At 54.7% G+C, this 25,053-nt stretch carries 26 protein-coding genes; 9 read left to right on the top strand and 17 right to left on the bottom strand.

Annotated elements, in window-relative coordinates; all coding sequences use genetic code 11:
* Positions 1 to 14 precede the first annotated feature (14 nt).
* The 16 genes from ACTL32_RS04505 to ACTL32_RS04430 all read right to left on the bottom strand — a co-directional run bounded on the left by ACTL32_RS04505 (position 15) and on the right by ACTL32_RS04430 (position 15,669).
* Positions 15 to 1,145 (bottom strand): M20 family metallopeptidase, encoded by a 1,131-nt coding sequence (locus ACTL32_RS04505; RefSeq protein ID WP_441340338.1) that lies wholly within the window; start codon positions 1,143 to 1,145, stop codon positions 15 to 17.
* A gap of 3 nt (positions 1,146 to 1,148) precedes the next feature.
* Positions 1,149 to 2,534 carry an amidase gene (locus tag ACTL32_RS04500; protein ID WP_441340337.1) on the bottom strand — a complete coding sequence of 462 codons (1,386 nt, stop codon included), beginning with the start codon at positions 2,532 to 2,534 and terminating at the stop codon, positions 1,149 to 1,151.
* Positions 2,535 to 2,536: 2 nt separating this feature from the next.
* Positions 2,537 to 3,487 carry a hypothetical protein gene (locus ACTL32_RS04495; RefSeq protein ID WP_441340336.1) on the bottom strand — a complete coding sequence of 317 codons (951 nt, stop codon included), beginning with the start codon at positions 3,485 to 3,487 and terminating at the stop codon, positions 2,537 to 2,539.
* Between the two features lie 98 nt (positions 3,488 to 3,585).
* Positions 3,586 to 5,220 carry an ABC transporter substrate-binding protein gene (locus ACTL32_RS04490; RefSeq protein WP_441340335.1) on the bottom strand — a complete coding sequence of 545 codons (1,635 nt, stop codon included), beginning with the start codon at positions 5,218 to 5,220 and terminating at the stop codon, positions 3,586 to 3,588.
* A gap of 87 nt (positions 5,221 to 5,307) precedes the next feature.
* Positions 5,308 to 6,123, bottom strand: coding sequence for a nickel transporter permease (gene nikC, locus ACTL32_RS04485; RefSeq protein WP_441340679.1), 816 nt, complete (start codon positions 6,121 to 6,123; stop codon positions 5,308 to 5,310).
* Between the two features lie 17 nt (positions 6,124 to 6,140).
* On the bottom strand, positions 6,141 to 7,154 hold the full coding sequence (locus ACTL32_RS04480) for an ABC transporter permease (protein ID WP_441340334.1): 1,014 nt from the start codon (positions 7,152 to 7,154) through the stop codon (positions 6,141 to 6,143).
* A 28-nt stretch (positions 7,155 to 7,182) separates the two neighbouring features.
* Complete coding sequence (locus ACTL32_RS04475) at positions 7,183 to 8,139, bottom strand: ABC transporter ATP-binding protein (protein WP_441340333.1); 957 nt, start codon at positions 8,137 to 8,139, stop codon at positions 7,183 to 7,185.
* Entirely contained in the window at positions 8,093 to 9,109 is a 1,017-nt protein-coding gene (locus ACTL32_RS04470) for an ABC transporter ATP-binding protein (protein WP_441340332.1), read from the bottom strand. Before ACTL32_RS04470 ends, ACTL32_RS04475 begins: the two co-directional genes overlap by 47 nt.
* 14 nt (positions 9,110 to 9,123) lie before the next feature.
* Complete coding sequence (locus tag ACTL32_RS04465) at positions 9,124 to 9,783, bottom strand: GntR family transcriptional regulator (RefSeq protein WP_441340331.1); 660 nt, start codon at positions 9,781 to 9,783, stop codon at positions 9,124 to 9,126.
* A gap of 17 nt (positions 9,784 to 9,800) precedes the next feature.
* Positions 9,801 to 10,847 carry a ketopantoate reductase family protein gene (locus tag ACTL32_RS04460; RefSeq protein ID WP_441340330.1) on the bottom strand — a complete coding sequence of 349 codons (1,047 nt, stop codon included), beginning with the start codon at positions 10,845 to 10,847 and terminating at the stop codon, positions 9,801 to 9,803.
* A gap of 11 nt (positions 10,848 to 10,858) precedes the next feature.
* The gene (locus tag ACTL32_RS04455; protein WP_441340329.1) at positions 10,859 to 11,671 is read right to left on the bottom strand and encodes an SDR family NAD(P)-dependent oxidoreductase; all 813 of its coding nucleotides are present in this window, start codon (positions 11,669 to 11,671) and stop codon (positions 10,859 to 10,861) included.
* Positions 11,672 to 11,956: 285 nt separating this feature from the next.
* Positions 11,957 to 12,319 carry a GNAT family N-acetyltransferase gene (locus ACTL32_RS04450; protein WP_441340328.1) on the bottom strand — a complete coding sequence of 121 codons (363 nt, stop codon included), beginning with the start codon at positions 12,317 to 12,319 and terminating at the stop codon, positions 11,957 to 11,959.
* Between the two features lie 25 nt (positions 12,320 to 12,344).
* Positions 12,345 to 12,770 carry a DUF1259 domain-containing protein gene (locus ACTL32_RS04445; protein ID WP_441340327.1) on the bottom strand — a complete coding sequence of 142 codons (426 nt, stop codon included), beginning with the start codon at positions 12,768 to 12,770 and terminating at the stop codon, positions 12,345 to 12,347.
* Positions 12,771 to 12,779: 9 nt separating this feature from the next.
* Positions 12,780 to 12,998: a hypothetical protein gene (locus tag ACTL32_RS04440; protein ID WP_441340326.1), complete on the bottom strand. Its 219-nt coding sequence runs from the start codon at positions 12,996 to 12,998 to the stop codon at positions 12,780 to 12,782.
* A 317-nt stretch (positions 12,999 to 13,315) separates the two neighbouring features.
* A complete protein-coding gene (gene pabB, locus ACTL32_RS04435; protein ID WP_441340325.1) occupies positions 13,316 to 15,067 on the bottom strand; it encodes an aminodeoxychorismate synthase component I in 1,752 nt (583 codons plus the stop codon).
* Positions 15,049 to 15,669: an anthranilate synthase component II gene (locus tag ACTL32_RS04430; protein ID WP_441340324.1), complete on the bottom strand. Its 621-nt coding sequence runs from the start codon at positions 15,667 to 15,669 to the stop codon at positions 15,049 to 15,051. The genes pabB and ACTL32_RS04430 overlap by 19 nt, the downstream gene beginning before the upstream one ends.
* Here ACTL32_RS04430 and ACTL32_RS04425 point away from each other — a divergent pair.
* Complete coding sequence (locus ACTL32_RS04425) at positions 15,646 to 15,924, top strand: hypothetical protein (protein WP_441340323.1); 279 nt, start codon at positions 15,646 to 15,648, stop codon at positions 15,922 to 15,924. The genes ACTL32_RS04430 and ACTL32_RS04425 overlap by 24 nt on opposite strands.
* 52 nt (positions 15,925 to 15,976) lie before the next feature.
* Here the strand turns inward: ACTL32_RS04425 and ACTL32_RS04420 are convergent, their stop codons facing one another.
* Positions 15,977 to 16,783 (bottom strand): IclR family transcriptional regulator, encoded by an 807-nt coding sequence (locus tag ACTL32_RS04420; RefSeq protein ID WP_441340322.1) that lies wholly within the window; start codon positions 16,781 to 16,783, stop codon positions 15,977 to 15,979.
* A 198-nt stretch (positions 16,784 to 16,981) separates the two neighbouring features.
* Between ACTL32_RS04420 and ACTL32_RS04415 the strand changes: the two genes are divergently transcribed.
* The 8 genes from ACTL32_RS04415 (at position 16,982) to ACTL32_RS04380 (ending at position 24,803) form a co-directional block, all read left to right on the top strand.
* Positions 16,982 to 17,749, top strand: coding sequence for a dioxygenase family protein (locus tag ACTL32_RS04415; RefSeq protein ID WP_441340321.1), 768 nt, complete (start codon positions 16,982 to 16,984; stop codon positions 17,747 to 17,749).
* Positions 17,750 to 17,834: 85 nt separating this feature from the next.
* Complete coding sequence (locus ACTL32_RS04410) at positions 17,835 to 18,668, top strand: alpha/beta fold hydrolase (RefSeq protein WP_441340320.1); 834 nt, start codon at positions 17,835 to 17,837, stop codon at positions 18,666 to 18,668.
* 33 nt (positions 18,669 to 18,701) lie between these two features.
* Entirely contained in the window at positions 18,702 to 20,363 is a 1,662-nt protein-coding gene (locus tag ACTL32_RS04405) for an SLC13 family permease (RefSeq protein WP_441340319.1), read from the top strand.
* A 21-nt stretch (positions 20,364 to 20,384) separates the two neighbouring features.
* The gene (locus ACTL32_RS04400) at positions 20,385 to 21,104 is read left to right on the top strand and encodes a carboxymuconolactone decarboxylase family protein (RefSeq protein WP_441340318.1); all 720 of its coding nucleotides are present in this window, start codon (positions 20,385 to 20,387) and stop codon (positions 21,102 to 21,104) included.
* Positions 21,105 to 21,124: 20 nt separating this feature from the next.
* On the top strand, positions 21,125 to 21,811 hold the full coding sequence (locus tag ACTL32_RS04395; RefSeq protein ID WP_441340317.1) for a CoA transferase subunit A: 687 nt from the start codon (positions 21,125 to 21,127) through the stop codon (positions 21,809 to 21,811).
* Positions 21,808 to 22,449, top strand: coding sequence for a 3-oxoacid CoA-transferase subunit B (locus tag ACTL32_RS04390; protein ID WP_441340316.1), 642 nt, complete (start codon positions 21,808 to 21,810; stop codon positions 22,447 to 22,449). The genes ACTL32_RS04395 and ACTL32_RS04390 overlap by 4 nt, the downstream gene beginning before the upstream one ends.
* A gap of 24 nt (positions 22,450 to 22,473) precedes the next feature.
* Positions 22,474 to 23,613, top strand: coding sequence for a muconate cycloisomerase family protein (locus ACTL32_RS04385; protein ID WP_441340315.1), 1,140 nt, complete (start codon positions 22,474 to 22,476; stop codon positions 23,611 to 23,613).
* A complete protein-coding gene (locus ACTL32_RS04380) occupies positions 23,610 to 24,803 on the top strand; it encodes a thiolase family protein (protein ID WP_441340314.1) in 1,194 nt (397 codons plus the stop codon). The genes ACTL32_RS04385 and ACTL32_RS04380 overlap by 4 nt, the downstream gene beginning before the upstream one ends.
* Positions 24,804 to 25,053: the final 250 nt, after the last annotated feature.

Below are 25,053 nucleotides of genomic sequence, written 5' to 3'. Positions count from 1 at the left end.
GCGGCATGCTCCCTTCAGTCCAAATGGCGTTCAAGCAATTGCGCAATCAAAGCTGCGCGGTACGGCAGATTTTCAAGCAGGACCTGTTCGTGCACGGCATGGGCGCCGTCTCCGACCGGCCCCAGCCCATCGATGGTCGGAATGCCGAGCGCTGCTGTGAAATTGCCGTCGCTCGCCCCGCCGGAGCCGCCGTGTCCGAGTGCATAGCCGTGCTCTGCGGCAATGGCTTTCAGCTCGCTGTAAAGCGCGAGCACCTCCTCGGTTTCTTCCATCGGATAGCGGTTGATGCCGCCTTTGACGTGGACAGCCGCTCCCGCCGTGAATGCCGGACGGCTCTGAAAAGCAGCTTCGAGCGCCTCCCCTTGTTCCCGGGTCCGGAAACGCACGTCAATCACGGCTTCCGCATAATCGGCCACGACATTCGTGCGGGTGCCGCCAGAAATCGTGCCGATGTTCACCGACACGCCGGCTTCCCGGTCATCGAGACCTTTCAGGTCCTGGAGCTGCAGCACGAGTTCATCGATCGCGCTGACGCCCTCCCACGGATTGATGCCGGCGTGTACCGCCTTGCCGCCGACTTCGAGCCGGAAGATGCCGATTCCTTTGCGGAATGTCTTCACCGCCCCCGAATTCGAGATGCTCGATTCCGGCACCAGCACCAATTCGCTCTTTTTCGCTTCTTCCTCGATCAGCGTGCGCGAATGGAGGCTGCCGATCTCTTCGTCCGACGTCACCAGGAAGACGACTTTTTTATTGAATGGTACGCCCGCATGCTTGAGTGCCTTCAGCGCCCATAAAGTAATAGCAAGCCCGCCTTTCATGTCGAAAACCCCCGGGCCGTAAAGCAGCCCGTTTTCTTCGCGCAGCGGAATGTCGCCCTCGTCCCACACGGTATCGTAATGGCCGATTATGAGGATCTGCCCGGTGCCGCTGCCTAACGTGAAGCGGTACTGATTGCCGACGATTTCCTGTTCGATCATTTCCGTTTCGCCGCCGACAAGTTCATTGAACAAATCCGCCAGCACCCGGCCGCAGCGGTCGGACAGCCGCTTGTTGCGCGACGGCGATTCCGCCCGGGCGAGCCGGACCAGCGTCTCTTCCATATCTGTCGAATGCTGTTTCAGGTATTCCAGAATAGTTGGCATCGGCTAAACTCCTTTTCTGATCAATGGCGGTTTCGGCATCTGCCGCCGCTCTTCAAGCTGATGGGCGGCCCGAAGGAGTTCGATGTCCTGGAAATGCGGGGCGATCAGCTGCATGCCGACCGGCAGCCCGCCTTCCGTGAACCCCATATTGACAGTGACTGCCGGATGGCCGGAAATATTGAACGGGCCCGTGAAGACCATTTCGTCTTCCTCTTCGCTTCCGATGACCGGATCTTCTGCCGGCGCCGCAAATGCCACCGTCGGCATCATCAGGAGGTCCGCTGTCGTGAACAGCTCCGATACCGCGTCCGTATATTGCCGCAGGCCGCGCAAGCCGTTCAGGTAATCGACCGCTTTCGCTTCCAGCCCCATCTGGATCTGCCGGTACGTCATCTCGGCGTAGTCGGCTTTCCGTGCGAGCCATGGCTGGTGGATCTGCGCCGCTTCCGGGAGCAGCACGTCCATGATGATCGATTCCGTGTGCTGCCAACCCGGAATCACCACTTCTTCGATGTGCCAGCCAAGCGCCTCCATATGGCCGAGCGCCTCTTTGTAAACGCGGCGGACATCCGGCGAAAGCCCGGCAAGCAAAGGCTCGGGCAGCACGCCGACATGCTTGGCGCCGAGCGCCGCAAAATTTCCGGCATCCACTTCCCCGAGGCTGCCGGCGCGCGAATGCGGATCTTCCGGATCAAACCCGGCGATCGCTTCGAGCACGACGGCCGCATCCAGCGCATTGCGCGCAATCGGCCCGGCATGGTCGAGCGACCACGACAGCGGAAAAACGCCGTGCGTGCTGACCAGGCCGCGGGTCGGCTTCAAGCCGACCACACCGCAGTACGACGCCGGAATCCGGATGGACCCTCCGGTATCGGTGCCGAGCGAGAAGAAGCCGATGCCGCTCGCGGTTGCTGCCGCCGAGCCGCTTGACGAGCCGCCGGAGGTTTTCGTGAGGTCCCACGGATTGTTGGTCTTGCCGAAATCGGGATGGACAATGCCATAGGCGAATTCGAGCATGTTGTTCTTGCCGATCAGCACGGCGCCCGCTGCCTGGAGCTTGCTGATGGCAGTGGCGGTATAGTCGGGCACAAAATCCTTCAGCACGTTCGAGGCGCAGGTCGTCCGGATGCCTTTTGTATAGAACAGGTCTTTCGCAGAATACGGAACCCCGGTGAGCAGATGGGACGGCTTATGCGCCAAAAAACGCTTTTCCGCCGTTTCCGCCGCCAACAGCGCATCCTCTTCCGCCAGTTCAGTGAAGGCGTTGAGCGCGGGTTCCAGCTTCCGCTGCCGCTCGAAAACCAGTTTTGTGATTTCGACCGGCGACACTTCGGTCTTCCGGTACAGCTTGGCAAGGTCGGTAAGCGGGAGATCCAGGAGATGATCCATAGCTACGCCCCCACCGCGAGCAGCGGATCGTTTGGATTGATGGCGAGCGAACTGACAAGGAACAGGACGACTCCCGAGGTATTTGAATAAACTTCCCGGACCGTCTCGCCGAATTCATCCGCCAGGCGGCCCAGAAGCTGCCCTTCCGCCACCCGCTCCCCGATGCTGATTTCCGGATACCAGAGCCCCTGCAGATCGGAACGGTACCAGTCGAACACCGCAATATCCGTCTTCTCACCGGCTTCGGTCCCGCCTTCCAGGACGCCGATGGACGCAAGGATCTTCCAGACGCCGTCCTGCAGCACCCTGGATTCTTCTTTGCCCAGAATCCCCTGCTGACCTGCTTCTGCGATGATGGCCGGAATTCCCCGTTCCGCGGCGCAGCCGTATGTAGACCCGGGCACCTGGCCGCTGCTGCCGATCACATACTCGATATCAAAAAGGGACGCCATTTCCTTCGAAGCCTGTTGGACTCCCTTGTCTTCCGTAACGTGATAGATGGTGAACGGCACGAGCGCTTCAATCATGTCGCCTCCGTGAAGGTCGATGATGTAGTCCATTTCACTGAAGACCGCTTTGTTGAGCCAAAAAGCCAGCCGCTCTGCGTCCGTCCCGTGTTCGCTTCCCGGAAACATGCGGTTCAGGTTTTTTCCGTCACGCGGATGCACATAGATGCTGCGCGCGTAAAAGGATGCCGGATTGGCAATCGGCAGGACCGCCACTTTCCCTTTCAGCTTTTCCGGTTCCAGTGCGGCCCCGATTTTCAAAGCAGCGTCGATGGATGTGTATTCACAGCCATGGATGCCGCCCATCACCAGGACAGCCGGGCCTTCTTGGGATCCATTCGCCAAAAACGCCGGCAGTTTCTCCTCGATTGACGGCAGCTCCAGGCGGCCTTTTGTTTTTTCGTCGGCAGCAGCTGATAAATTGGCAATTTTCCAGGTGTCTCCCATACGAGTCTTCCTCCCTTCAGCACTGTTCAAGATGCACTAAATTCCATTTTCTAAAAAAGAGGGAGGCAGCTGTGTGTCCACAACCGCTCCCAGTCTGCCTATTCTTCTTTTGTGATTTTGTGGAACGGAACGTACCACGAGTTCATCGGGTTCAGTTCATACCCTTTGACCCAAGTGCGCATCGGTGCTTGCACTTTCGGCTGAGCGACAAAGATATATGGAACTTCTTCCGCCATGATGTTCTGGATTTCCACGTAGTTCTTCTCGCGGAGCGCTTCATCTGTCGAAGTCCGCGCTTCCTCTAAGAGGCTGTCGACTTCGCTGTTTTCATAGAACGCCAAGTTGAATCCCGGGCCTTTGCTTGATGAATGGGCAAAGTACCACAAGTTATAATCGGGATCCGGATAATCCGGCGTCCAGGAAACCAGGCCGAAATCGTGCTTGCCGCTTGTCACCAGATCTAGGAATGTCGGCCATGCGTACGTTTTGATGTTCAGCGTCACACCGACTTTTTCCAGGTCGGACTGCAGAAGGAGAGCGGTGTTGCTCCGCACTTCGTTGTCTTCGGAAATCGCGATTTCAAGCGTCAGGCCGGATTCATGGCCTGCTTCTTTCAGCAGCTGCTTCGCTTTATCAAGGTCATAATCATAAAGCTTGGCATCTTCGCTGAACCCGAACATCCCTTTCGGAACCGCTCCGACAATGCGTTCTGCTTGGCCAAGATAAACGCTTTCCAAGAGCGCATCGTAATTGATGCTGTGGGCGATCGCCTGGCGAACCTTCGGATCAGCCAATGCGCCTTTTTCCGTGTTCATCGGCATATAGTCGATCTGGTAGCTATCCGCTTCCAGGATTTCAATGCCTTCTGTGTCCTTCATCTGTTCGAGTACTTCAGGCGAAATGACCGTGTTGTCGATCAAGTCGATTTCCCCTTTTTCCAGCATCAGGCGGGAAGTCGAAGCTTCCGTGATAAACCGGATGTTGACGGTTTCCATTGTCGGCGCTTCTCCCCAATAATCCGGGTTCGCTTTCATGACAAGCGTTTCGCCGCGGTCCCAGCTCTCGAGAACGTAAGGGCCGGATCCCATTTCGGCTTCAGCCAGGAAGCTTTCGCCCAGGTCATCGCCGTGGTTTTCTTCCAGCGCCGGGTTGATGATGTTCCCGAATGCCGTGCCGAGTGTGCTGATGAACGGCGCAAACGGTTCTTTCAAGGTGATTTTGATCGTATAGTCATCAATGATTTCAAAGCTGTCCTTGTCGATGACTTTGCTGAAGATCCCTGCTGCGGATTTCCCGACATCGATGGCGCGCGTGAAGGAATACTGCACCGCCTCCGCTGTCACCGGGGAGCCGTCATGGAATTTTGCGTCTTCGACAAGATGGAATGTGTATTCGAGCCCGTCATCGGATACTTCCCATTCCTTAGCCAGCATCGGCGTCGGATCAGTCGATGTGCCTTCATACGTCACCAGGCGATCGTAAAATTCATAGATGACACGGAACGTCGTATTTGCCGCTGATCCATGGGGGTCGAGCCCCGGAATGTCCTGGTTGGTCGCGAAATTGAAGACTTCTGCATCGAAGTTTTCATTCGACTCTGCTGCAGTGCCTTCCGGTGAATCCGTGCCTTCTGCACCTTCTGATTCTTCATTGTAATTCTGGCAGCCTGCAAGCACTAACACAGCGATGATAAGGAATAGGAATAGTTTCAACCATTGGCTTTTGAACTTCACTGTATTTCCCCCTTTGTTTGAGTGTTGTTTACGGAAACGGCAGCAGCAGACAACCTCTATCCCCCTTTCAATGGTTTCAGCACAGGCTCAGCGTTGTTTCGGATCCAAAATATCGTTCAAGCCGTCGCCGAGCAAATTGAAGCCCAGCACGGTCAACAGGATGGCAAGGCCGGGGAACGTAGCTGCCCACCAGGCTTCGCGCAGTATTTCGCGGCTGTTTGACAGCATCGCTCCCCATTCCGGAGAAGGAGGCTGTGCGCCGAGGCCGATAAAGCTGAGGCCGGCAGCGGAGAGGATGACAAAGCCGAGATCAAGCGATGCCTGGATGGTGGCCGGCGCGATCGAGTTCGGGATGACTTCCTTGAACAGGATCCGGAACGGATTGGCGCCGAGCGCACGGGAAGCTTCGATGAATTCCGAATGCTTGATCGACAGCACCGACGAGCGGACGATCCGCGTATACCAAGGCCACCAGGTGGCGGCGAGCGCCAGCATGACGTTCTCGATGGACGGCCCGAGCGCTGCCGCAATCGACATCGCCAGGATGATGCCCGGGAACGACAGGAACACATCGGTGATGCGCATGATGACCTGATCGATGCGCCCTCCCGCATATCCGGCGATCGCCCCGAGGATGGTGCCGATCGGGAAGGCGATTAAAACCACCAAGAGCCCGATGCGCAATGAAATCCGCGTGCCGTAGATGATCCGGCTGAAAATGTCCCGGCCGACTTCATCCGTGCCGAAATAATGCTCGGCGCTCGGCGCTTCCAGCTTGCTGAGCAGATCCACTTCCGTTGGGCTGTGGGTGGCGATCAGCGGAGCAAACGATGCAGCTATCAATATGACCAATACGATGAAGAGCCCAAGCACTGTCAACGGGCTGCTGAAGATTCTTCGCACCAACTCGACCACTCCCTTCAATTATGTTTCAAGCGCGGATCAATGAAGAAATACAGCGTATCGACGATCAGGTTGACGATGATGAACATGACCGCAATCAGCATCGTCACACCCATGACCGCCGGGAAATCCAGGTAATTGATGGCATTGACCGCATACTGCCCCAGCCCCGGCCAGGAAAATACGGCTTCCACCAGGACGCTGCCGCCGAGCGCATGGCCGAATGCCATCCCGAGCAGCGTGATGACCGGCATGATGCCGTTTCGGAGCGCATGGCCGTAAAGCACCCGGTTTTCCGGGGCGCCTTTTGCGAAGGCGGTGCGGATGTAATCGCTCTGCAGCACCGTCAGCATGCTCGACCGCGTCATCCGGGTGATCATGCCGACCGTCACGGCCGCAAGCGTGATACCCGGGAGAATCAAATGCATGACGGCGGCGTAGAATACGGGCCAATTCCCGGTCAGGAGGGCATCAACGGTATACATGCCGGTGATGTAGTCCGGTGGGGACATCCCTCCGTCGAGCCGGCCGGATCCCGGGAGCACCCCGAGCTTCAAATAGAAGAACAACAGCAGGAGCAGGCCCAGCCAGAACGCCGGCATGGCCACGCCGATCAGCGCGAACACCCTGGTGAACTGGTCGGCCATCCTGTCTTTCCTGCTGGCGCTGATGACGCCGAACGGAATGCCGACGAGCAATGTAATGAACATCGCGAACAGCGTCAGTTCGAATGTCGCCGGCGAGTACCGCAGCAGATCGTCCATGACCGGTCGCTGGGAATACGTGCTTTCCCCGAGATCGCCCTGGAAGATCCCGCCCATGTATTTGGCGTATTGCACGTAGAGCGGATCGTTCAAGCCCATATCTTCCCGCAGCGCTTCCAGCCCTTCGGGAGTCGCTTTCGGGCCCAGGATGAGCCGCGCCGGGTCTCCGGGGATGGTATTGGAAATAGCGAAAGTCAGGATACTGATGCCGATCAGGATCGGAATCATCAGCAGCAGGCGTTTTCCGATAAAACGTAAGGCGTCCATTAGGCTGTCCCCCTTTTGTCACTTTTTTCTACACGTGGATGCAGGCTGCGAAATGGCCCGGCTCCTTTTCCTCAAGAGGCGGCACGATTTCGGCACATTCCTTTGTGGCCATCGGGCAGCGCGTATGGAATGTGCAGCCCGACGGCGGATTGGACGGGCTCGGCAGATCTCCCTGCAGGATGATCCGGCTCTTGATGCGGGTCGGATCCGGCACTGGCAGCGCCGACAGCAGCGCCCGTGTATACGGATGGAGCGGCGTATCGTAAACTTTGGCGACATCGGCAATCTCCACCACTTTGCCGAGGTACATGACCGCAACTTTGTCCGAAATATGCTGGACGACCGACAAATCATGCGAAATGAACATATAACTCAAGTTCCGCTCCCGCTGCAGATCAAGCATCAGGTTGAGCACCTGCGACTGCACCGAGACGTCAAGCGCGGAAACGGGTTCGTCCGCGATGATCAGCTTCGGATTGAGCGTGAGCGCACGGGCGATGCCGATCCGCTGGCGCTGGCCGCCGGAAAATTCATGCGGGTAATTGCTCAGCTGCTCTTTGCGCAGCCCGATTTTCCCGGCAAGGCTTTCAATCTGCTCTTTGCGCTCCTTCTTATCCCCGACTCCATGGATGATGAGCGGCGCCTCCAGAATCTGGCGCACGGTGCGCCTCGGATTCAGGGAAGCGTAGGGATCCTGGAAGACGATTTGCATCTCTTTGCGGAGTTCTTTCATTTCCTTGGCGGAGATGCCGACGATTTCCTTGCCTTCGAATTTGATGCTTCCTTCGGTCGGTTCCACCAGGCGGAGGATGGAGCGGCCCAAACTCGATTTGCCGCAGCCCGATTCGCCGACGACGCCGAGCGTCTTGCCTTCATCGATCGTAATCGAGACGCCGTCGACCGCTTTGACGACCGTCTTATCGCCCATAAAACCTTTTTTAGTTGTGAAGTGCTGTTTCAAGTTGGTCACTTCCAGCAGCGGCATTCGCTTTCCCCTCCTTTTCATCGTAGAGCCAGCAAGCGGTCTGATGGCCTTCTTTGATGCGGATCATCTCCGGCGTTACGTTCCGGCAAATATCCATGACGTGCGGGCAGCGGTCTGCAAACCGGCAGCCCACTGGCATGCTCCCCGGCGTCGGGACCGTCCCCGGGATCGATCCGAGCTTTTCTTTCCGCTGGCCGAGTTTCGGGATGGATGCGAGCAGCCCTTGGGTATAAGGGTGTTTCGGATTTTCAAACAATTCGACGACCGGCGCTTCCTCCACGATTTTTCCGGCATACATGACGATGACCCGGTCGCAGACTTCTGCCACGACGCCCATGTCGTGGGTGATCATGATGATCCCCATATCGGTCTGCCGTTTGATGTCGTTCATCAATTCCAGAATCTGCGCCTGTACCGTGACGTCGAGTGCGGTTGTCGGTTCGTCGCAGATCAGGAGCTGCGGTTCACACGCCATCGCAATGGCGATCATGATCCGCTGCCGCATCCCGCCCGACAGCTGGTGCGGGTATTCATCGATCAGTTCTTCAGCACGGGGCAGCCCGACCGCTTTCAGGAGCTGCAGCACACGGGCCCGGCGCTCCCCTTTGCTTTTCTTCGTGTGCAGGATAAGCGATTCCTCGATTTGGACGCCGACGGTCTGCAGCGGATTCAGCGAAGTCAAGGGGTCCTGGAAAATCATCGACATCTGGTTGCCGCGGATTTTTTCCAATTTCCGCTTCGAGTAACCCGAAATCGCTTCCCCCTGGAGCTTCACTTCCCCGCCGAGCCGGGCTTTCTCAGGAAGGAGCTGCATGAGCGACAAGGCGGTCATGCTTTTTCCGCAGCCCGATTCGCCGACAATGCCGAGCGTTTCCCCTTGCTCCATCGAGAACGTGAGTCCTTCCAGAATTTTCGAATATTTCCCAGCGCGCTTCAAGGCCAGCGACATATTGTTGACTTCCAATAACATGCTTCCACCACCCTTCAATCTTTGGTTGCAGATACTTTTGCCAGATCCTTCAGCGCCGCCGTGTAATGATTGGAGAACGCTTTTTGGATTTTTTTCTTATCCCGCGTGCGCAAGGCATCCAGCAGGACGCGGTGATTCGCGACCACCTGGTCCACGCGCATCGGCACCTGGTTGGCGACGGTCAGGTACATGACCCCCACTTGCGTATCCAGATGCTTATGGATGCTGATCAGCCGGTTGTGCCGCGAAGCCGCCACGATTTTCCCGTGGAACAGGATATCGCATTGCACCTGCTGTTCGATGTCGTGGTTGTTCATGGCTTCCGTGAAAGCCTCGATGTAAGCTTCGAGTTCGGCGAGATCCTTGCTTGTCAGGTTCGGCAGCGCCAGCTGGGCCGCTTCCCCTTCGATCAGCGCGCGCAGCGTGTAGATTTCAAACGCATCCTGTTCGGAAAGCGTGGCAACGAAAGTGCCTTTATTGGTCTCGTGCTTGATGAGCCCTTCGTTCTGCAGGAGTTTCAAGGCCTCACGGATCGGCCCTCTTGATATATTGAACTTCTCGGCCAGCTGTGCCTGATTGATCCAGCTGCCCGCCTGCAGTTCGCCGTTCAGGATCATTTTCCTGATGATTTTGGCCACATCGTCCGATAAGGTTCTCTGGTCTGGGATGATCATCGCTTCCACTCCTATTTTCAGCTTGCCTTGCGGGGCAACGATTCGTAAATTTTTTGCAGTTCGTAGAGGTTTTGCCAGCTCATCTTCCGCGTGCCGCTTTCAATCTCCTTGATGGCCTCAACCAGCGCCGTCAGGAGCGGCATCTCCACTCCGTGGCTTTCGCCGATCTCCAGGATGGGCACAAGCTGCGCATCCACTTCCGTTTCGCGCTTCCGGACGGCCAAGTCGCGCCAGATCCCGCTTTTCGTCTTTTTATTGGCGGCCATCCGTTCAGCCAGTTTCGCCAATTGGGCATCCAGCTTTTCGCTGTCCCGGGTTTCCCGCGGGTAGACCAGCGCCGGCTCCCAATCGTCGAAACCGAGCGGCGTGATGCCTTCTTTGTCTGCGGTTTCCAGGATTTCCGAACACAGCTCCATCAGCATATCCCGGAGATCGCGCCTTTCGACGACCGCGGCCATCGTCTCATCGACCAAAGCCGTGGCATACAATAAACCCGCATAGGACATCTTGCCCCATAGGTATCCCCAGATGTTTCGGGTCACCTGCGCCGGCCCCCATGCCTGAAGCTTGTCTTTGAGCGCCTCGATTCGCGCTGTAACGGAGCCGTCGAGTTCGCCGAGATACAACGAAGCGACTCCTCCGTAGAGGATTTTCCCGGGCCCGAGATAATCGGCCGAGAAATTCACGAAACAGCCGATGGTGCGGTCCGTACCGATCAATTTTGAAATTTTCCGTTCGCATAAGCCGTTCTGCAAAGAAACGACTTGGGAAGTTGATGTTAAGAGAGGCAGAAAAGGCGTCAGCGCTCTTTCAGTGTGCTGGGCTTTGACGCAAAGGAAGACTGTTTCAAGCGGTTCACGCTTTTCGATCAGCTGAGATGGAGTGAAGGCCTTGGCTGTTACGGTAAATGTTTCGTCCGGGCCTTCGATGGTCAGCCCGTCCTTGTTGATTTTATCGACATGGTCCTGTGCGATGTCGCAGAAGATGATGTCTTCTCCTGCCCGGACAAGAAAAGCCCCGAGGACTCCGCCGATCGCACCTGAACCGATGATTGTAATGGCCATCTTGTGCCCCCCTAGAAAAGTTGTAGCCCGCCGTCAGCCGAAATGACTTGGCCGTTCACGTAGCGGGAGAAATCAGAAGCAAAAAAGAGCACCGGATGCGCGATATCTTCCGGCGTGCCGAGGCGCCTGGACGAAATGGATTCGATCAGCCCGTCCTGCTGTTCTTTGGACATCGCCTGCCATTGGCGTTCGGTCGACGGATTCGACAGGACGAAACCCGGCGCCACATTGTTCACCGTGATGCCGAAGCGCCCGAGTTCCCGCGCCATCTGGCGGGTCAGTCCGATCTGTCCGGCTTTGGCGCTCGTGTAGGCCTGGATGCCGGTGAGGCTGCTGCTTCTTCCGGCGCCGCTGGAGATATTGACGATCCGGCCGTATGCCGCCTCTTTCATATAGGGGGCGAATGCCCGGATCATGTAAAAGGTGGTATTCAAGTTGATGTTGATGACTTTCTTCCAGTCATCGTCCGACACCGCTTCGATCGGCTGGTGCACCTGGCCGGCCACACCGCCCGCCACATTCACCAGAATGTCCGCTTTGCCGAAATCCCCGACCACGTTTTCGGCCAGGCTTTTGACTGCAGCGGAGTCGGCGGCATCGCACGAATAAAGGCGGATCTCCCCGGCGGATCCATGGGCGGCGATGGCCGCTTTTACATCCTTTCCGGATTCTTCAAGCGCTTCTTCGAGGATGTCGACCGCAGCGACGTGTGCACCGCGGATGGCGAGTTCCCGGCAGATTGCGCGGCCGATGCCGTGGGCGGCACCCGTGACGACGGCTACCCGATTTTCGAAAGTTAACTGTAAACTGTTAACACTTTGCACTGCCTCACCCCTTATTACGCTGATTTTTTTTAGTATATTCTTATCATTTTTAAATTGCAATACTATTTTGAATATTAAATCTTTTATCCTTTTTTGTTATTTCTCTATATGCTTTCGTTTTTTGCCAAATAAAAAAACAGATGGCAGCAAATCGCCATCTGTCCTTTCATTATTATGCGGTATACCTGCCGTCCACTGGTTCACCGCAAAGATTGGTTAATGAAGCAAAACTTATATGGACAATAATTAATAAAGGCTCGCTTGATAAGGGCCGTTTTTTCAATTTCAGTTATGTGCCAGTTTGTTTTCCATGCAGTGGGCCACGATTGCTTCTGTTTCCGCTGTACTTTGTACCGAACGGTTCGGCATCAGCAACTGCACTTTTTCAATCATGTAGCGCGCCCGCCCTTCACCGCGAAACGGCGGAAGGACGGAAATGTGGCGGATGGTATAAGCGTCTTCTCCGATTTCCAAACCGATCAGCCCGATAAATGCCTCATCCCTTTTCAGCAAGTACAGCTGCCAGTCCGGATCGGTTTCATAAAGCTCCATCGTATGGCAAAGATGTTTGATGTTCTTCTCTTTCGGCATCAGTGACAATAAACCCATCGCAATCTTTTCACATGACTTTTTATACCGGATCAACATAGACTCATCTCCGCTTCAATTGCTTTTAATTTAGATAAACTTGATTTCCGATCCCCTCGAGGACTTCGAGCGTTGCTTCAAGGCGTTCCGCAAAATGCTCCGGCGGCTCCTTTGATTCCATCCGGATGCATACCAGGTTCGGGTTCGCCGCCAGCTTCTGGGAGTAATTGGTCGGCAGTGGAATCGGGTGGTTCTTCAGATTTTCAATAAATGCCGGAAATTCCTCAGGCAATAAATAGACTTCCGCTTCGTTCAGCGCCGTCCCGTCTTCCTTCAAATGGCGGAAGGAAATGTCCATATCCAGTGTGCAAATGAAACAGGACTTGCTTGCCCGAATCTCCAGCGTCCGTTTCTTTTTGATCACGCATCTTCCGCTTTGCAGCTCCGTCTCCGCCTTCATCAGCATCCCGACTTTTTCTGATAACTGCTCCATGCCATTCATCGTGACCATCCCTCTCATCTAATCTGCGTATGCCCTGCTGTCTTCCGCCAATGTCGTCTGCACAGAAACACAATAGGGGCACCTGTGGTATTGCTCTTTCGTGATCAGCCCTTCTGTGTAAGCCGGGCAATCAGTGAATTCACGGTGTTCAACCGGGGTGCCGGTAAACCCGCACCGGTCGCCGGCGTATAGCTGCCGGTGAATTCTTTTTTTATCGTGATCGATAAAATACATCATCGGAATCGCTCCTCTGCCTTAAATGATTCCAAACAAAAAACGCCGGAAAGAAATGGTGCATTCTTTTCCGGCGTTGTTGCCAGCACTATCGTCTGGCACATCCAACCTGTTTTATTTAATTGGCTTTTATTTGATGGAAGATGGTATTTTTCCGCAGAAACACTATAGTTTTTTGCGTTAATTGAATAATAAGTCTATTCCTTCGTTTTGTAAAGCCAAAATGACTAAATGGTTCTACAAACGAGATCATCGTTTTTCGATGCAGTAGAGGAGTTATAACATTTTTTCCCGCTCTTTTTCCTTTTCAAACCTTTTTTTCATTTCGCGCCTTTATTGAAAAGGTCCACTTTCAGCCAGCCCCGCACCCCATTGATGAACCAGATTGCGTCCCACTCGCCAAGGCTGTCTTTCAGGACCACCCGCTCGGTGATTTTGCCGCTGTCGAGAAGCTGCTGGCGGAACGTGCCTGCAAGGAGACCGCATGTGGTGGGCGGCGTGAAGAAGCAGCCGTCTTTTTCCACGACCAGATTGCCGATGGTGAATTCCGTCAGTTCGCCGTTTTCATTCCACAGCAGCGACGCAAACGCATCGCCCGCTGCCAGTTGGGCGGCTTCATAGACTTTCCGGTGGGTGGTTTTATGGAACAGGAACGGATCCGACGAATCGACCGGCCCTTCTGCGAGCATCGCTTTCACCGGCCCGGAGACAGGAAATGCCGGCTGCGCTTCTGCGGTGCAGGCGCCCGTGCGGCCCATCAGCAGGCGCACTTTGTGGATGCCGTCCGGAAACTGTCCGGCAAGCTTCGCGAGCAGCGCTTCAGCTTCTTCGATCTCTGCATGGAAACCGAAATAAGCCGCGGATGCTTCGAGCCGCTTCAAGTGATAGGAAAGCAGCGGATAGCCCCCGTCTTCCAGCCGGAGTGATTCAAGCAGGCTGAACTCCGGCCTGCGGGCTGTCAGCACTTTTGCCTTCGCATACAATTCCTCGAATTCCCCTTGGGGCGTGGAGTCCCACGTGATGCCGCCCCCGACGCCATATTGGGCCGAACCGTTTTCCGAATCGATGACAACCGTCCGGATCGGCACGCTGAAGACGGCGTTCTTGTCCGGGGTAATAAACCCGATCGCCCCGCAATACACGCCGCGCGGGGAGCTTTCAAGTTCGGCAATCGTCTGCATCGTGCTGATCTTCGGCGCGCCGGTGATCGAGCCGCAAGGAAACAGCGCGGAAAACCAGTCAAACACGGACAGATTCGGCGCGAGTTCCGCTTCCACTGTAGAAGTCAGCTGCAGCACGGTCGGATACGCTTCCACTTCGAACAGCTTGGAGACCTTGACGCTGCCGGGGGCCGCCAGCCGGCTCATGTCGTTCCTCAGGAGGTCGACAATCATCAGATTTTCCGCCCGTTCTTTTTCCGACAACAGAAGCTGTTCCGCCCGTTCCCGGTCTTCTGCCGCAGTGCGCCCGCGGACAGCCGTCCCTTTCATCGGCTTGGTGGTGATGCTGCCGCCGTCCATGCGGAAAAACAGCTCCGGCGAAGCTGACAGGATCCGGTAGCGGCCGAGGTCCAGATAAGCGCCGTAGCCCGCCTGCTGGTTGCGGGCAAGCTGGCCGTAAAACGCACGGGTGCTCCCGGTGAAATCCGCATGCAGGCGCTCTGTGTAATTGACCTGGTACGTATGCCCTTCCTCAATGGCGTCCTTGATGCGGGCGATGCCATTCCGGTACTGCGCTTCCGAACTGGCGAGGCGCCAGTCTGACACCTCGAATCGCCCTTCTTCCCTTTCAGGTTCCGGATGTGCGGGTTTATTGAAAATGCCGAACCAGACGAGCGGAAGTTCCGCTCCCTCGTGCACCACCATTTCCGGATGGAATGCCGGAGCCGCTTCGTAAGCTATATACCCGGCAGCGTAGAAGCCTTCTCCAAGTGCCTTTTCCACACTTTCCAGAATTGCCGGAACTTCTGACAGCTCGTGCGTTTCCAGCACTTGGACCGGATCGGTGAAAGCGAGCGGTTCGACCGCGCCTTCTTTGTTTTTAAACTCGAACATTAGGTAAGGGTTTGGCATTCAGGACTGCTCCCTTCTGCGTTTTGCTTCCAGGCTTTTGCCTGGCTGTAACAGTTCCGGAGCATCGCAAACCCGTCATGGGTCAGGATCGATTCAGGGTGAAACTGGATGCCGGCTACCGGCAATTCCGTGTGCTGCACACCCATGACGACACCGTCTTCGCTGACGGCCGTCACTTTCAGGCACGGCGGCATCGTTTCCCGTTCGGCGATGAGCGAATGATAGCGCGTCACGGTTGCCGGGTTTGCGATTCCTTCAAACAATCCGCTTCCGTCATGGTCGACCAATGACACTTTGCCGTGCATCGGCTGGCGCCCTTTGACGACGCGTCCGCCGAAATGCTCGACGATGGTCTGGTGCCCGAGGCAGACGCCGAGGATCGGGATTGTGCCGCTCAGCGAGCCGAGCGCTTCGCGCGTTGCCCCGGATTCAGCTGGACGGCCGGGCCCCGGCGACAGCACGAGTAGGTCGGGCGACAGATCCGCAATTTCTGCAGCGGAGACCGCCGCATTCTGATAGACCCGGACGTCCGGGTCGAGCTGTTTAAAGTAATGGACGAGATTGTACGTGAATGAATCGTGGTTGTCGATGATGACAATCATGGGTGCACCTCTTTTTTCTATAGTTCAGGTGTGTCTATTATACCTGCTCTGAAATCCGAAGAGAATTATTATTGCGGAGCTGCGGAGGAAATGCTCCAATGGACTTTTTTCGGAGGAAAGGAAGATGGTGCAAGTATTTTTCGTTTACTGCAAGTAAAAACAATTTGCCGCAAGTATTTTTCATTTGCTGCAAGTAAAAACCAGTTTACTGCAAGTATTTTTCATTTGCCGCAAGTAAACCGCTCGCTACAATAAAAAAACCAGCCGCACCGGCTGGTTTGAAGTCTTTCAATATTCCCTATATCCCCTACAAGCGGCCGCCGTTGTCTGTTGCGTCCAGTGCATGGCCGATGCTTTCCGCGCATTCCTGCAGCAACGGCAGGAATTCCTCTCGCAGCACCGTCTTGGTGATGCGCCCGGCGTGCGCTGAACAATTGATCGCCGCAATCACCCGGCCGCTGCGGTTCCGGATCGGCACCGCAATCGAGCGGAGCCCTTCTTCGAGCTGCTGGTCGACACCGCCCCAGTCCTTCCGGCGCACATCGGCGAGCACTTCTTTCATCTGTTGTTTATCCGTGATCGTCTTGTCGGTGAATTTTTTGAAATCAACTTTTTCCAGATACCGGTCAAGCTCTTCCTCCGGCAGGTTCGCGAGCAGCACATGCCCCATCGATGTCGCGTACGCCGGCAGCCGGGAACCGACATCGAGATTGATCGACATGATGCGCTTCGTCGATACACGGGCGACGTAGAGGACGTCCATGCCGTCGAGGATGGAAATCGAGCACGATTCGCCGGTCTTGTCGACAAAGTTCCGCATGAACGGCTGCGCGATGCTCCAGACATTGTTTGATGACAGGTATGCATACCCCAGCGACAGTGTGCGCGGCGTCAGGCTGTATATACCGCTTCTTGATTCTGCAAAGCCGAGATGTTCCAGCGTCAACAGGATGCGGCGCACCGTCGGACGGCTGAGGCCCGTCTCTTTTGCCATTTCGCTGACGGTCATTGCCGGATTTTGCTGCGAAAATGCCTGCAGCACCTGCAATCCCCGCTCCAATGATTGGATATAGTCCCCTGAGTTTTTAAAATTGTCTAATTCTTTTGTTGACAAGACTGTCCCCTCCCGGTTAAGATGTGTTTGTACGATTAACGTAACTTTGTACGTATATCGTACAATAAAAGATCCGGGTTTGCAAGCATTTCACAAAACCTTTTTATTTTAGGCGCTGTGAATGCGTTTACATTTTTATTCCATCCGTTTCATGCAGTCGCCAGAACTAATCCAACACAAACTAAGGGGGAAATGAACATGACAGAAACAGTTACGAAAAACGAGCGCGTGCTTAGCGCATACGAAGGCTTTGTCAAACACATGAAGAACTTCCTGGACGAGCAGCAATTCAACCACGAAGAGTACACGAATTTTGTGAAATGGGCTGACCGCCTCGGCCGCAGCGGCGAGATTCCGCTGTTTCTGGATGTGTTTGTGGAAACTTATGTCTTGGAAGCGAAGTACAAGGATTCTCCAGGAACCGAGCCTTCCCTTCTTGGACCTTATTATGAAGAGAACTCACCGGTGATCGAAGAAGCGCCGTTCGTTATGCCGCAGCGCGAAAACGAGCCTGGCGACAAGCTGGTCTTCTTCGGCAATGTCAGCTCGGTGAACGGGCCGCTTGCCCATACAAAAGTGGAATGGTGGCAGGACGATGCAGACGGATTGTATTCCAATTACGATTCAACCGCTCCGGACTTCAACCTCCGCGGCCAGTTCCACACGGACGAAAACGGCGACTTCGAAGTGCATTCCATCGTGCCGATCCCTTACCAGATCCCGACGGACGGGCCGACCGGCGAGTTCACGTTTGCAGCCGGCTACCATGCTTACCGCCCGGCGCATATCCACATCAAATTCGAGCACGAAGGCCACGAAACCCTAATCACGCAAGTATTCTTTGAAGGGGACGAATGGCTCGAAACCGATGTTGCCGGCGGCGTGCGCGAATCGCTCCTGTCAAAACTCGAAGATAAAGGCAGCCACAAAGAAGCGGCATTGAATTTCGTCATGAGAACCCAATAAGCTTTTCTCCTTAGCTGTCGAGTTCCTTCTTGGCAGCTTTCTTCTTACCATCCCCTGAACCAGAAAAACGAATTGAGGTGCAGCAATGGATTTTTATAAAGTGAATGTGAACGGAAATGAGATTCAAGTTGCCGATTACCCCGGGGAAAAAGGGCCGATCCTGGCAATCCACGGGCTGACCGGAACGCATAAGAACATGCATCATTACGCGGAAAAGCTGAAAGGCGACTACCGCTTTATCGCAGTCGATTTGCGAGGGCGCGGAAACAGCTCCGGGACGGATGCCGATACCTCGATCTTCCGGCATGCAGAAGATATGATCGGGCTGATCCAAGAATTGAAGCTGGACAACCCGATTCTGCTGGGCTATTCCATGGGCGCGTTCATTTCCGCGATTGTCGCAAGCCGTTTGAAAACAGTTCAGGCTTTGATTTTATTGGATGGAGCCGCTAAATCGAGTGAACACCAGCGCGGCATTATCCAGCCCTCGCTTGGCCGCCTCAGCCGCCATTTCGATTCCAAGGAACATTATGCGGAAGAAATTAAGAAAATCTATGCAAATCTCGGGATCGAATGGACGGATGTGCTGCAAGATACTGCTGAATACGAAGTAGGACCAGCCGGCGGGCATTGGGAGAATAAAGCCGATGAGTCACGAATTATCGCCGATTTTGAGAGCTTCTATGCGTTTGATCCGGCAGCCGTCGGCAAGGACATCGAGTGCCCCACCTTGCTGGTGTATGCCGAAGGAAACATCGGCTCCATGCCGCCGCTGTTTCACCTTGAAGATTATAAAGAAACTCAAGCTTCGATCCAGAACATAAAGACAGTTGTTTCCGACTGCAATCATTACACAATGGTCTTTGAACAACGGGATGATATTCAAATAGCCTTGGACGCTTTTTTAAAAGAACGGTAATCCCTTATCAAAGGGCAAAGGGGAGGAATAAAAATGAATTTTTCACTTAAGAAGCTGAATCAAAGCATGTGGAAATCGCATAAAGAAACAAAAGACCTGGTGTCGATGGCGGAACTCCGGACACACAGCAACGCTGGGGTGGCAACTGCTGAATTGCCCGGGAAGAAGCCAAAGGCGGCCGTTGGCAACGAACAGACGGAACGAAATAACTCATACAGCACGACGCAATTGGTGGGGCTCATTTTAGGGCCGATCCTGTTTTTCCTGATTCTCTTCGCCTTGCCGCTGCCGGGGCTTAGCTTTGAAGGTCGTGCGGTGCTTGCCACTACTGCATGGATGGCAGTCTGGTGGGTGACAGAAGCGATTCCGCTTGGCATCACTTCGCTGATGCCGCTGATTTTATTGCCATTGTTGGGGGCCGTCGACGGCAACACCGCAGCCTCGAGCTACGGCGCCTCATTGATTTTCCTGTTCATCGGAGGATTTGCTCTCGCTTTGGCGCTGGAACGCTGGAATCTTCATGAACGGATTGCCATCACCATCATCAGTGCGGTAGGCGCAAGCACTTCAGGACTTGTGCTTGGATTTATGCTTGCCACCGGTTTCCTGTCAATGTGGGTTTCCAATATGGCGACCGTCATGCTGATGATTCCCATCGGCCTGGCAATTATCGCTAAAGTCGTGACATTGATGAAAGAGGACGATGTCTATACAAAAGAAGAAGAAATAAAATTCACTAAATCGATCATCTTCGCCATCGGTTTTGGGGGCACGATCGGCGGAAGCGCCACTTTGATCGGGACTCCGACAAATCTTTTGCTGGCAGGCCTTGCAGGTGAATTGCTGGGCATCGATATTTCCTTTGGCCACTTTTTCCTTTTCGCCTTTCCATTGATTGTCCTATTGATGCTGTTTGCGATTTTCTACATTACAAAAATAGCTTATCCGATGAAAGTTAAAAAGATCACGAACGGCAAGCAATTTGTCATTGACCGCAAAAAAGAGCTTGGCAAGATGTCTTATGAAGAAAAAATCGTCCTGACGATTTTCACGGTCACCGCCTTCATGTGGGTGACAAGAACGTTTATCTGGTCGGATTTGATTCCCGGATTGAGCGATACGATGATCGCCATGGTCGCAGCCGTTCTGCTGCATGCCATCCCATCTAAAGGCAAACCGGGAGAACGCATCCTCACCGCAGACTCCTTGAAGCACATGCCTTGGGGCGTTCTGCTGCTGGTCGGCGGCGGCCTGGCCCTGGCGGCTGGATTTAACGGAACGGACCTGGCTGGCTGGATCGGTAACCAATTGCTGCTGCTTGAAGGCACTTCTTACTTCCTGATTCTGATTGTCACAGTGCTCTTGGGGATTGGGATGACGCAAGTCACTTCAAATACCGCGACTGTAACTATTCTTATTCCGATTACAGCTGCACTGGCAATGGCGATTGACGTCCATCCCCTGCCGTTGATGACTGCAGTTGCAATGGGCGCCGGATTCGCCTTTATGCTGCCGATCGGCACACCATCAAATGCCATCATCTTTGCTACAGGCAAAATTACGATGATGGATATGGTGAGAAAAGGCACATGGCTGACTGTCCTTGCGTTCGTTTTGATTGTGGCATTTGTCTACTTTATCCTGCCGTTTGTGTTCGGCATCAACCAATTCGAATATCCGGCAAGTTTAAAATAATCTTTTCTAGGAGTGTCCTAAATGAGCAAAGCGTTAGAGTATTTCAAAGAAGTGTATGACGTAGTTCCGGGCTGGGTGCAGAAAATGCACGATTACAGCCCAGAAGTCCTGGACAAATATACCGGCATCCGCGGGGAAATCATGCAGGACGGCTCGCTGTCCCGCAAAGAGAAAGACGCGTTGATCGCCAGCATGAACGCAGCGCGCCTTTATTCGCGCAGCATGCTGTTCCATACGAAAGGGGCTGTCGACTTCGGCTACTCTGCAACGGAACTGCTTGAGTTTTTCCTGACTGCTTACCTATACAAAGGCGATGCAGCGTTGAAAAGAGCGTTTGAGGCAGTGCCTTATGCTTTGGAATTGAGCGGCAAACCGGTTGTCCTTCCGGAAGCCGTTCCTGAAACGGCTGATGATTTGCTCGGCACGATGCTTGGCTGGCTGAAAGATGAAGAGACGGCTTTTCTTGAACAGGTGGTTTCGACAATCAAACAAGGAAATAAAGAAAAGCTTTCCGCGTTGATTCTGTCAGACGGCAAAGTCTCTTCGAAATTGAAGCATCTCAATATGGCGGGCAACTTTATCGCCGAACTCGACGGCAGCGGAGCAGCGCCTTGGATGGAAAAAGCACGCGCAGCCGGTGCATCGGAAGCGGACTTGGCGGATCTTGGTTATATCTGCATCCTGACGGCCGGCATCCCGGCCTGGTTTGAACTGAGCGATTCATTAAAAACAGTGGAATAAGCACGGAATGGAGGCACATGATGTCAAAAATACAGCATGACATACAGCAAGCATTATCCCATATAAAAACCGGAGACACGGTTCTCGTCGGCGGCTTCGGCTTGATCGGCGCTCCCCTTACCTTGATTGACGGGCTGACGGAGAAAGACGTCAAAGATTTGACGATTGTCAGCAACAACCTCGGAGAATCCGGAAAAGGTCTTGGCATTCTTTTGAACCAGAACAAAATCAAAAAAGGCATCGGCTCTTATTTCACGAGCAACCGCGATGTCGGCGACAAATACCAAAAGGGCGAAATCGAGCTCGAGCTCCTGCCGCAAGGGACGCTCGCTGAATCGATGCGGGCAGGCGGCGCTGGGATCGGCGGCTATTACACGACGACCGGCGTCGGCACCGACCTCGCCAAAGGAAAAGAAGAACGCGAAATCGCCGGCGTGAAGTACATCCTTGAAAAAGCGATCCGTGCCGATGTTGCCTTGATCCGCGCGCATAAAGCGGACACGTTAGGGAACTTGGTTTACTACAAGACCGCACGGAACTTCAATCCCCTGATGGCGACTGCTGCGAAAACGGTCATTGTCGAAGTGGACGAAATCGTCGAACCCGGCGAGCTGGATCCGGAAGCAGTGGTAACGCCGTTCATCTACGTCGACGTCATCGTGAAAGCCCAGCAAGTCCTGACGAAAGAAGGAGTGGTGAGCGTATGACCGTCCAAATGAACAAAGCGGAAACCCAGCACATGATCGCGCAGCGCGTGGCGCTTGAACTCCAAGGGCCCTGCACCGTCAACCTCGGTATCGGCATCCCGACGCTTGTTGCCGAATACATGACGGCTGATGACATCTATCTTCATACGGAAAATGGCCTGCTCGGCGTGACGGATGTCGAGGAAACGGATATCGACCCGAACCTCGTCAATGCCGGCAAACTGCCGGTCGGCGAAGCGGTCGGCGCTTCATTTTTCAACAGTTCGGATTCGTTTGCGATGATCCGCGGCGGCCATGTCGATGTCGCAATCCTCGGCGCGCTGCAAGTCGATGAAACCGGCGTCATCGCCAACTGGGCGGTTCCCGGCAAGAACATCATGGGCGTCGGCGGTGCGATGGATCTGCTCGTCGGCGCAAAAAAAGTCTTTGTGACGATGAGCCATACGTCCAAAGACGGAAGTTCCAAGCTGCTGAAACGATGCACATACCCGATCACCTCAACGCGCCAAGTAGACATGATTTTCACGGAACTCGCGGTATTCAAGGTAAAAGACGGACAATTAAAACTGGTCGATCTGATGCCTGGTGCGACGATTGAAGAAGTCCGCGAGAAAACGGAAGCGGCATTCATTGAGTAAAATGCAGAAAGTGGGTTTATTCGCATGAAAATACGTTCTTTTGAAGTTTATATATTGGATCTGCCGACCATCCGCCCCCATCAGCTGGCAATGCACACGATTACCGTGCAGACGATTGTGGTCGGCTGCGTGAAGGACGACGAAGGCCGAGAAGGCTGGTCCGAAGTCGCGACGATCGGCGGCGCTTCCTACGGCGAATCGACGCCGGAAGCCATCAAGGCGAATATCGATGCCTATATCACCCCTCTGATCATCGGGCAGGACCCGATCCATTTTGACCGCGTCATGAACGATGTCGCGAAACTGGTCCGCGGCAATTATTTTGCCAAAACCGTCGTGGAAAATGCCATCATCGATTTGGCGACGAAAGCGAAAGGCATCCCCGCTTTTGAGTTGTTCGGGGGGCAGATCCATAAATCCCTGCCGATTGCGTGGACGCTCGCCAGCGGCAATACCGAAAAAGACATTGAAGAAGCACAGGAAATGCTGGAGAAAAAGCGCCACAATATTTTCAAGCTGAAAATCGGCAAAGGCGATCCGCTCAAGAACGTTGAGCATGTACGCAAAATCAAGGAAGCGCTTGGCGACACGGCTCGTCTCACGGTCGACGTCAATCAGGCATGGGATGAAGACACGTCGAATTACTGCATCGCCGCACTTGAAGCTGCAGGCGTCTCGATGGTCGAGCAGCCCCTGCAGGCATGGGATTTTGAAGGCATGTCCCGGCTGACCGCCAAATTCAGCGTACCGATCATGGCGGATGAAGCGGCGACCAGCATCCAGGACGTTTTCCGGATCGCCAAATACCGCGCCGGCAACTCGGTTGCCTTGAAACCGTGCAAGCACGGCGGCATGACCCAGACGAAAAAAGTCGTCGGCATCGCCGAAGCGGCAGGACTCGGCCTTTACGGCGGCACCATGATCGAATCGAGCCTTGGCACGGCCGCCTGCGCCCAGCTCTACTCGACAATTTCCAATCTGAAGTTCGGCACCGAAATTTTCGGTCCCCTGCTGTTCAAAGACAATGTCACGGTTAATGACATCAAGTTCGAGAACTTCGAAGTGGTGGTTCCGGACGGTCCGGGATTCGGCATGGAAATCGACAAGGAAAAAGTGAAGCATTACGCGAGGGACTTTTCCGGAAAACAGGAGATGATGAGTTGAAGAATGCAGTAATCGTAGATTCTGTCAGAACCGCCATCGGAAAACTGGGCGGCACGATCGGCAATGAAACCGTCGATCGGCTCGGCGCCCACGTCATTGAAGAATTGCTCCGCCGCACCGGTCTCGAGCCCGCGTCTGTCGAAGAAGTGATCATGGGCCAGGCGAAGCAAAGTGCGGACGTCTCGAACTTGGCGCGCGTCGCTTTGCTTCGCGCCGGGCTGCCGGTGGAAGTGCCGGGCTATACGATTCACCGCCAATGCGGTTCGGGTGTTCAGGCAGTCAATTCCGCTGCCCAGCAGATCGGCATGGGCCTCAGTGACATCATCATTGCAGGCGGCGCCGAATCGATGAGCACCGCGCCTTATTACGTCAACAAGGTCCGCTTTGGTACGGGTTCCGGCGATGTGTTAATGAAAGACCCGAACACGGCGAGTCAGCCGGGATCCCAACCTGTGGAAACGTACGGCGAGCTGAATATGGGCATCACGGCGGAAAACGTCGCGGAGCGATACGGCGTTTCGCGTGAAGAACAGGATGAATTCGCTTTAGAGAGCCAGGAACGGGCGGCGAATGCCATCCGAAACGGCTTGTTTGATTCCCAGATTGCGCCTTATCCGGTGAAGTCGCGCAAAGGCACTGTTGAATTCAAAATCGATGAGCATCCGCGTGAAACTTCCTTCGAAAAATTGGCTTCGTTAAAGCCGGTGTTCAAAGAAGGCGGCACGGTCACAGCGGGCAATGCCAGCGGGCGCAACGACGGCGCGGCCGCCTTGCTCGTCATGTCGGAAGACGAAGCGTTGAAACGCGGGTTCCAGCCGAAAGCGCGCGTCATTGCGCAGGCCGCGGTCGGCTGCTCTCCGGAACTGATGGGGATGGGTCCGGTACACGCCACGTTCAAAGCGTTGAAGCAAGCAGATTTGAAGATCGAAGACATCGACATCATCGAACTGAACGAAGCGTTCGCTTCCCAGGCAGTCGCCTGCATCAATGAACTTGGCGCCGAACGCAGCCGTGTCAACCCGAACGGCGGCGCCATTGCGATGGGCCACCCGATCGGCGCGACAGGCGCCATCCTGTTGACGAAGCTCGTACACGAACTCGAGCGTACCGGCAAGAAGTACGGCGTCGTGACACTGTGCATCGCCGGCGGCATGGGGATAGCGTCGGTTGTGGAGAATTTGAGGGTTTGATTTTATATGAAGGATCCGCTGGTGTTCAGCGGATCCTTTTTTCGGGGAAACAGGCGGGGCTGCCGGCGGAATCACGCTTGGTGCAAGTAAAATTGCGTTTGCCGCAAGTAAAGTTGAGCTTACTGCAAGTAAAGTCGGGTTTGCTGCAAGTAAAGTTGAACTTGCCGCAAGTAAAACACGATTTGCTGCATGTAAAATCTTAACGGCAAATAAAAACAGGCCGGATCTGTTCATCCGGCCTGTCCTGCTT

The sequence above is a fragment of the Planococcus sp. FY231025 genome (assembly GCF_052078085.1).
GTDB lineage: Bacteria > Bacillota > Bacilli > Bacillales_A > Planococcaceae > Planococcus.
Note: the sequence above shows the minus strand (reverse complement) of the source record. Positions and strands in the feature narration are given on the sequence as shown.

What these genes read in the sequence shown, in the direction of transcription:
- ACTL32_RS04495 (WP_441340336.1), bottom strand. Translation starts at nt 3,487, where the DNA reads ATGGGAGACACCTGGAAAATTGCCAATTTATCAGCTGCTGCCGACGAA.
- ACTL32_RS04395 (WP_441340317.1), top strand. Translation starts at nt 21,125, where the DNA reads ATGTCAAAAATACAGCATGACATACAGCAAGCATTATCCCATATAAAA.
- ACTL32_RS04440 (WP_441340326.1), bottom strand. Translation starts at nt 12,998, where the DNA reads ATGATGTATTTTATCGATCACGATAAAAAAAGAATTCACCGGCAGCTA.
- pabB (WP_441340325.1), bottom strand. Translation starts at nt 15,067, where the DNA reads ATGCCAAACCCTTACCTAATGTTCGAGTTTAAAAACAAAGAAGGCGCG.
- ACTL32_RS04385 (WP_441340315.1), top strand. Translation starts at nt 22,474, where the DNA reads ATGAAAATACGTTCTTTTGAAGTTTATATATTGGATCTGCCGACCATC.
- ACTL32_RS04470 (WP_441340332.1), bottom strand. Translation starts at nt 9,109, where the DNA reads ATGTTATTGGAAGTCAACAATATGTCGCTGGCCTTGAAGCGCGCTGGG.
- ACTL32_RS04465 (WP_441340331.1), bottom strand. Translation starts at nt 9,783, where the DNA reads ATGATCATCCCAGACCAGAGAACCTTATCGGACGATGTGGCCAAAATC.
- ACTL32_RS04500 (WP_441340337.1), bottom strand. Translation starts at nt 2,534, where the DNA reads ATGGATCATCTCCTGGATCTCCCGCTTACCGACCTTGCCAAGCTGTAC.
- ACTL32_RS04460 (WP_441340330.1), bottom strand. Translation starts at nt 10,847, where the DNA reads ATGGCCATTACAATCATCGGTTCAGGTGCGATCGGCGGAGTCCTCGGG.
- ACTL32_RS04445 (WP_441340327.1), bottom strand. Translation starts at nt 12,770, where the DNA reads ATGGTCACGATGAATGGCATGGAGCAGTTATCAGAAAAAGTCGGGATG.
- ACTL32_RS04390 (WP_441340316.1), top strand. Translation starts at nt 21,808, where the DNA reads ATGACCGTCCAAATGAACAAAGCGGAAACCCAGCACATGATCGCGCAG.
- ACTL32_RS04400 (WP_441340318.1), top strand. Translation starts at nt 20,385, where the DNA reads ATGAGCAAAGCGTTAGAGTATTTCAAAGAAGTGTATGACGTAGTTCCG.
- ACTL32_RS04450 (WP_441340328.1), bottom strand. Translation starts at nt 12,319, where the DNA reads ATGTTGATCCGGTATAAAAAGTCATGTGAAAAGATTGCGATGGGTTTA.
- ACTL32_RS04480 (WP_441340334.1), bottom strand. Translation starts at nt 7,154, where the DNA reads ATGGACGCCTTACGTTTTATCGGAAAACGCCTGCTGCTGATGATTCCG.
- ACTL32_RS04475 (WP_441340333.1), bottom strand. Translation starts at nt 8,139, where the DNA reads ATGCCGCTGCTGGAAGTGACCAACTTGAAACAGCACTTCACAACTAAA.
- ACTL32_RS04430 (WP_441340324.1), bottom strand. Translation starts at nt 15,669, where the DNA reads ATGATTGTCATCATCGACAACCACGATTCATTCACGTACAATCTCGTC.
- ACTL32_RS04410 (WP_441340320.1), top strand. Translation starts at nt 17,835, where the DNA reads ATGGATTTTTATAAAGTGAATGTGAACGGAAATGAGATTCAAGTTGCC.
- ACTL32_RS04405 (WP_441340319.1), top strand. Translation starts at nt 18,702, where the DNA reads ATGAATTTTTCACTTAAGAAGCTGAATCAAAGCATGTGGAAATCGCAT.
- ACTL32_RS04505 (WP_441340338.1), bottom strand. Translation starts at nt 1,145, where the DNA reads ATGCCAACTATTCTGGAATACCTGAAACAGCATTCGACAGATATGGAA.
- ACTL32_RS04415 (WP_441340321.1), top strand. Translation starts at nt 16,982, where the DNA reads ATGACAGAAACAGTTACGAAAAACGAGCGCGTGCTTAGCGCATACGAA.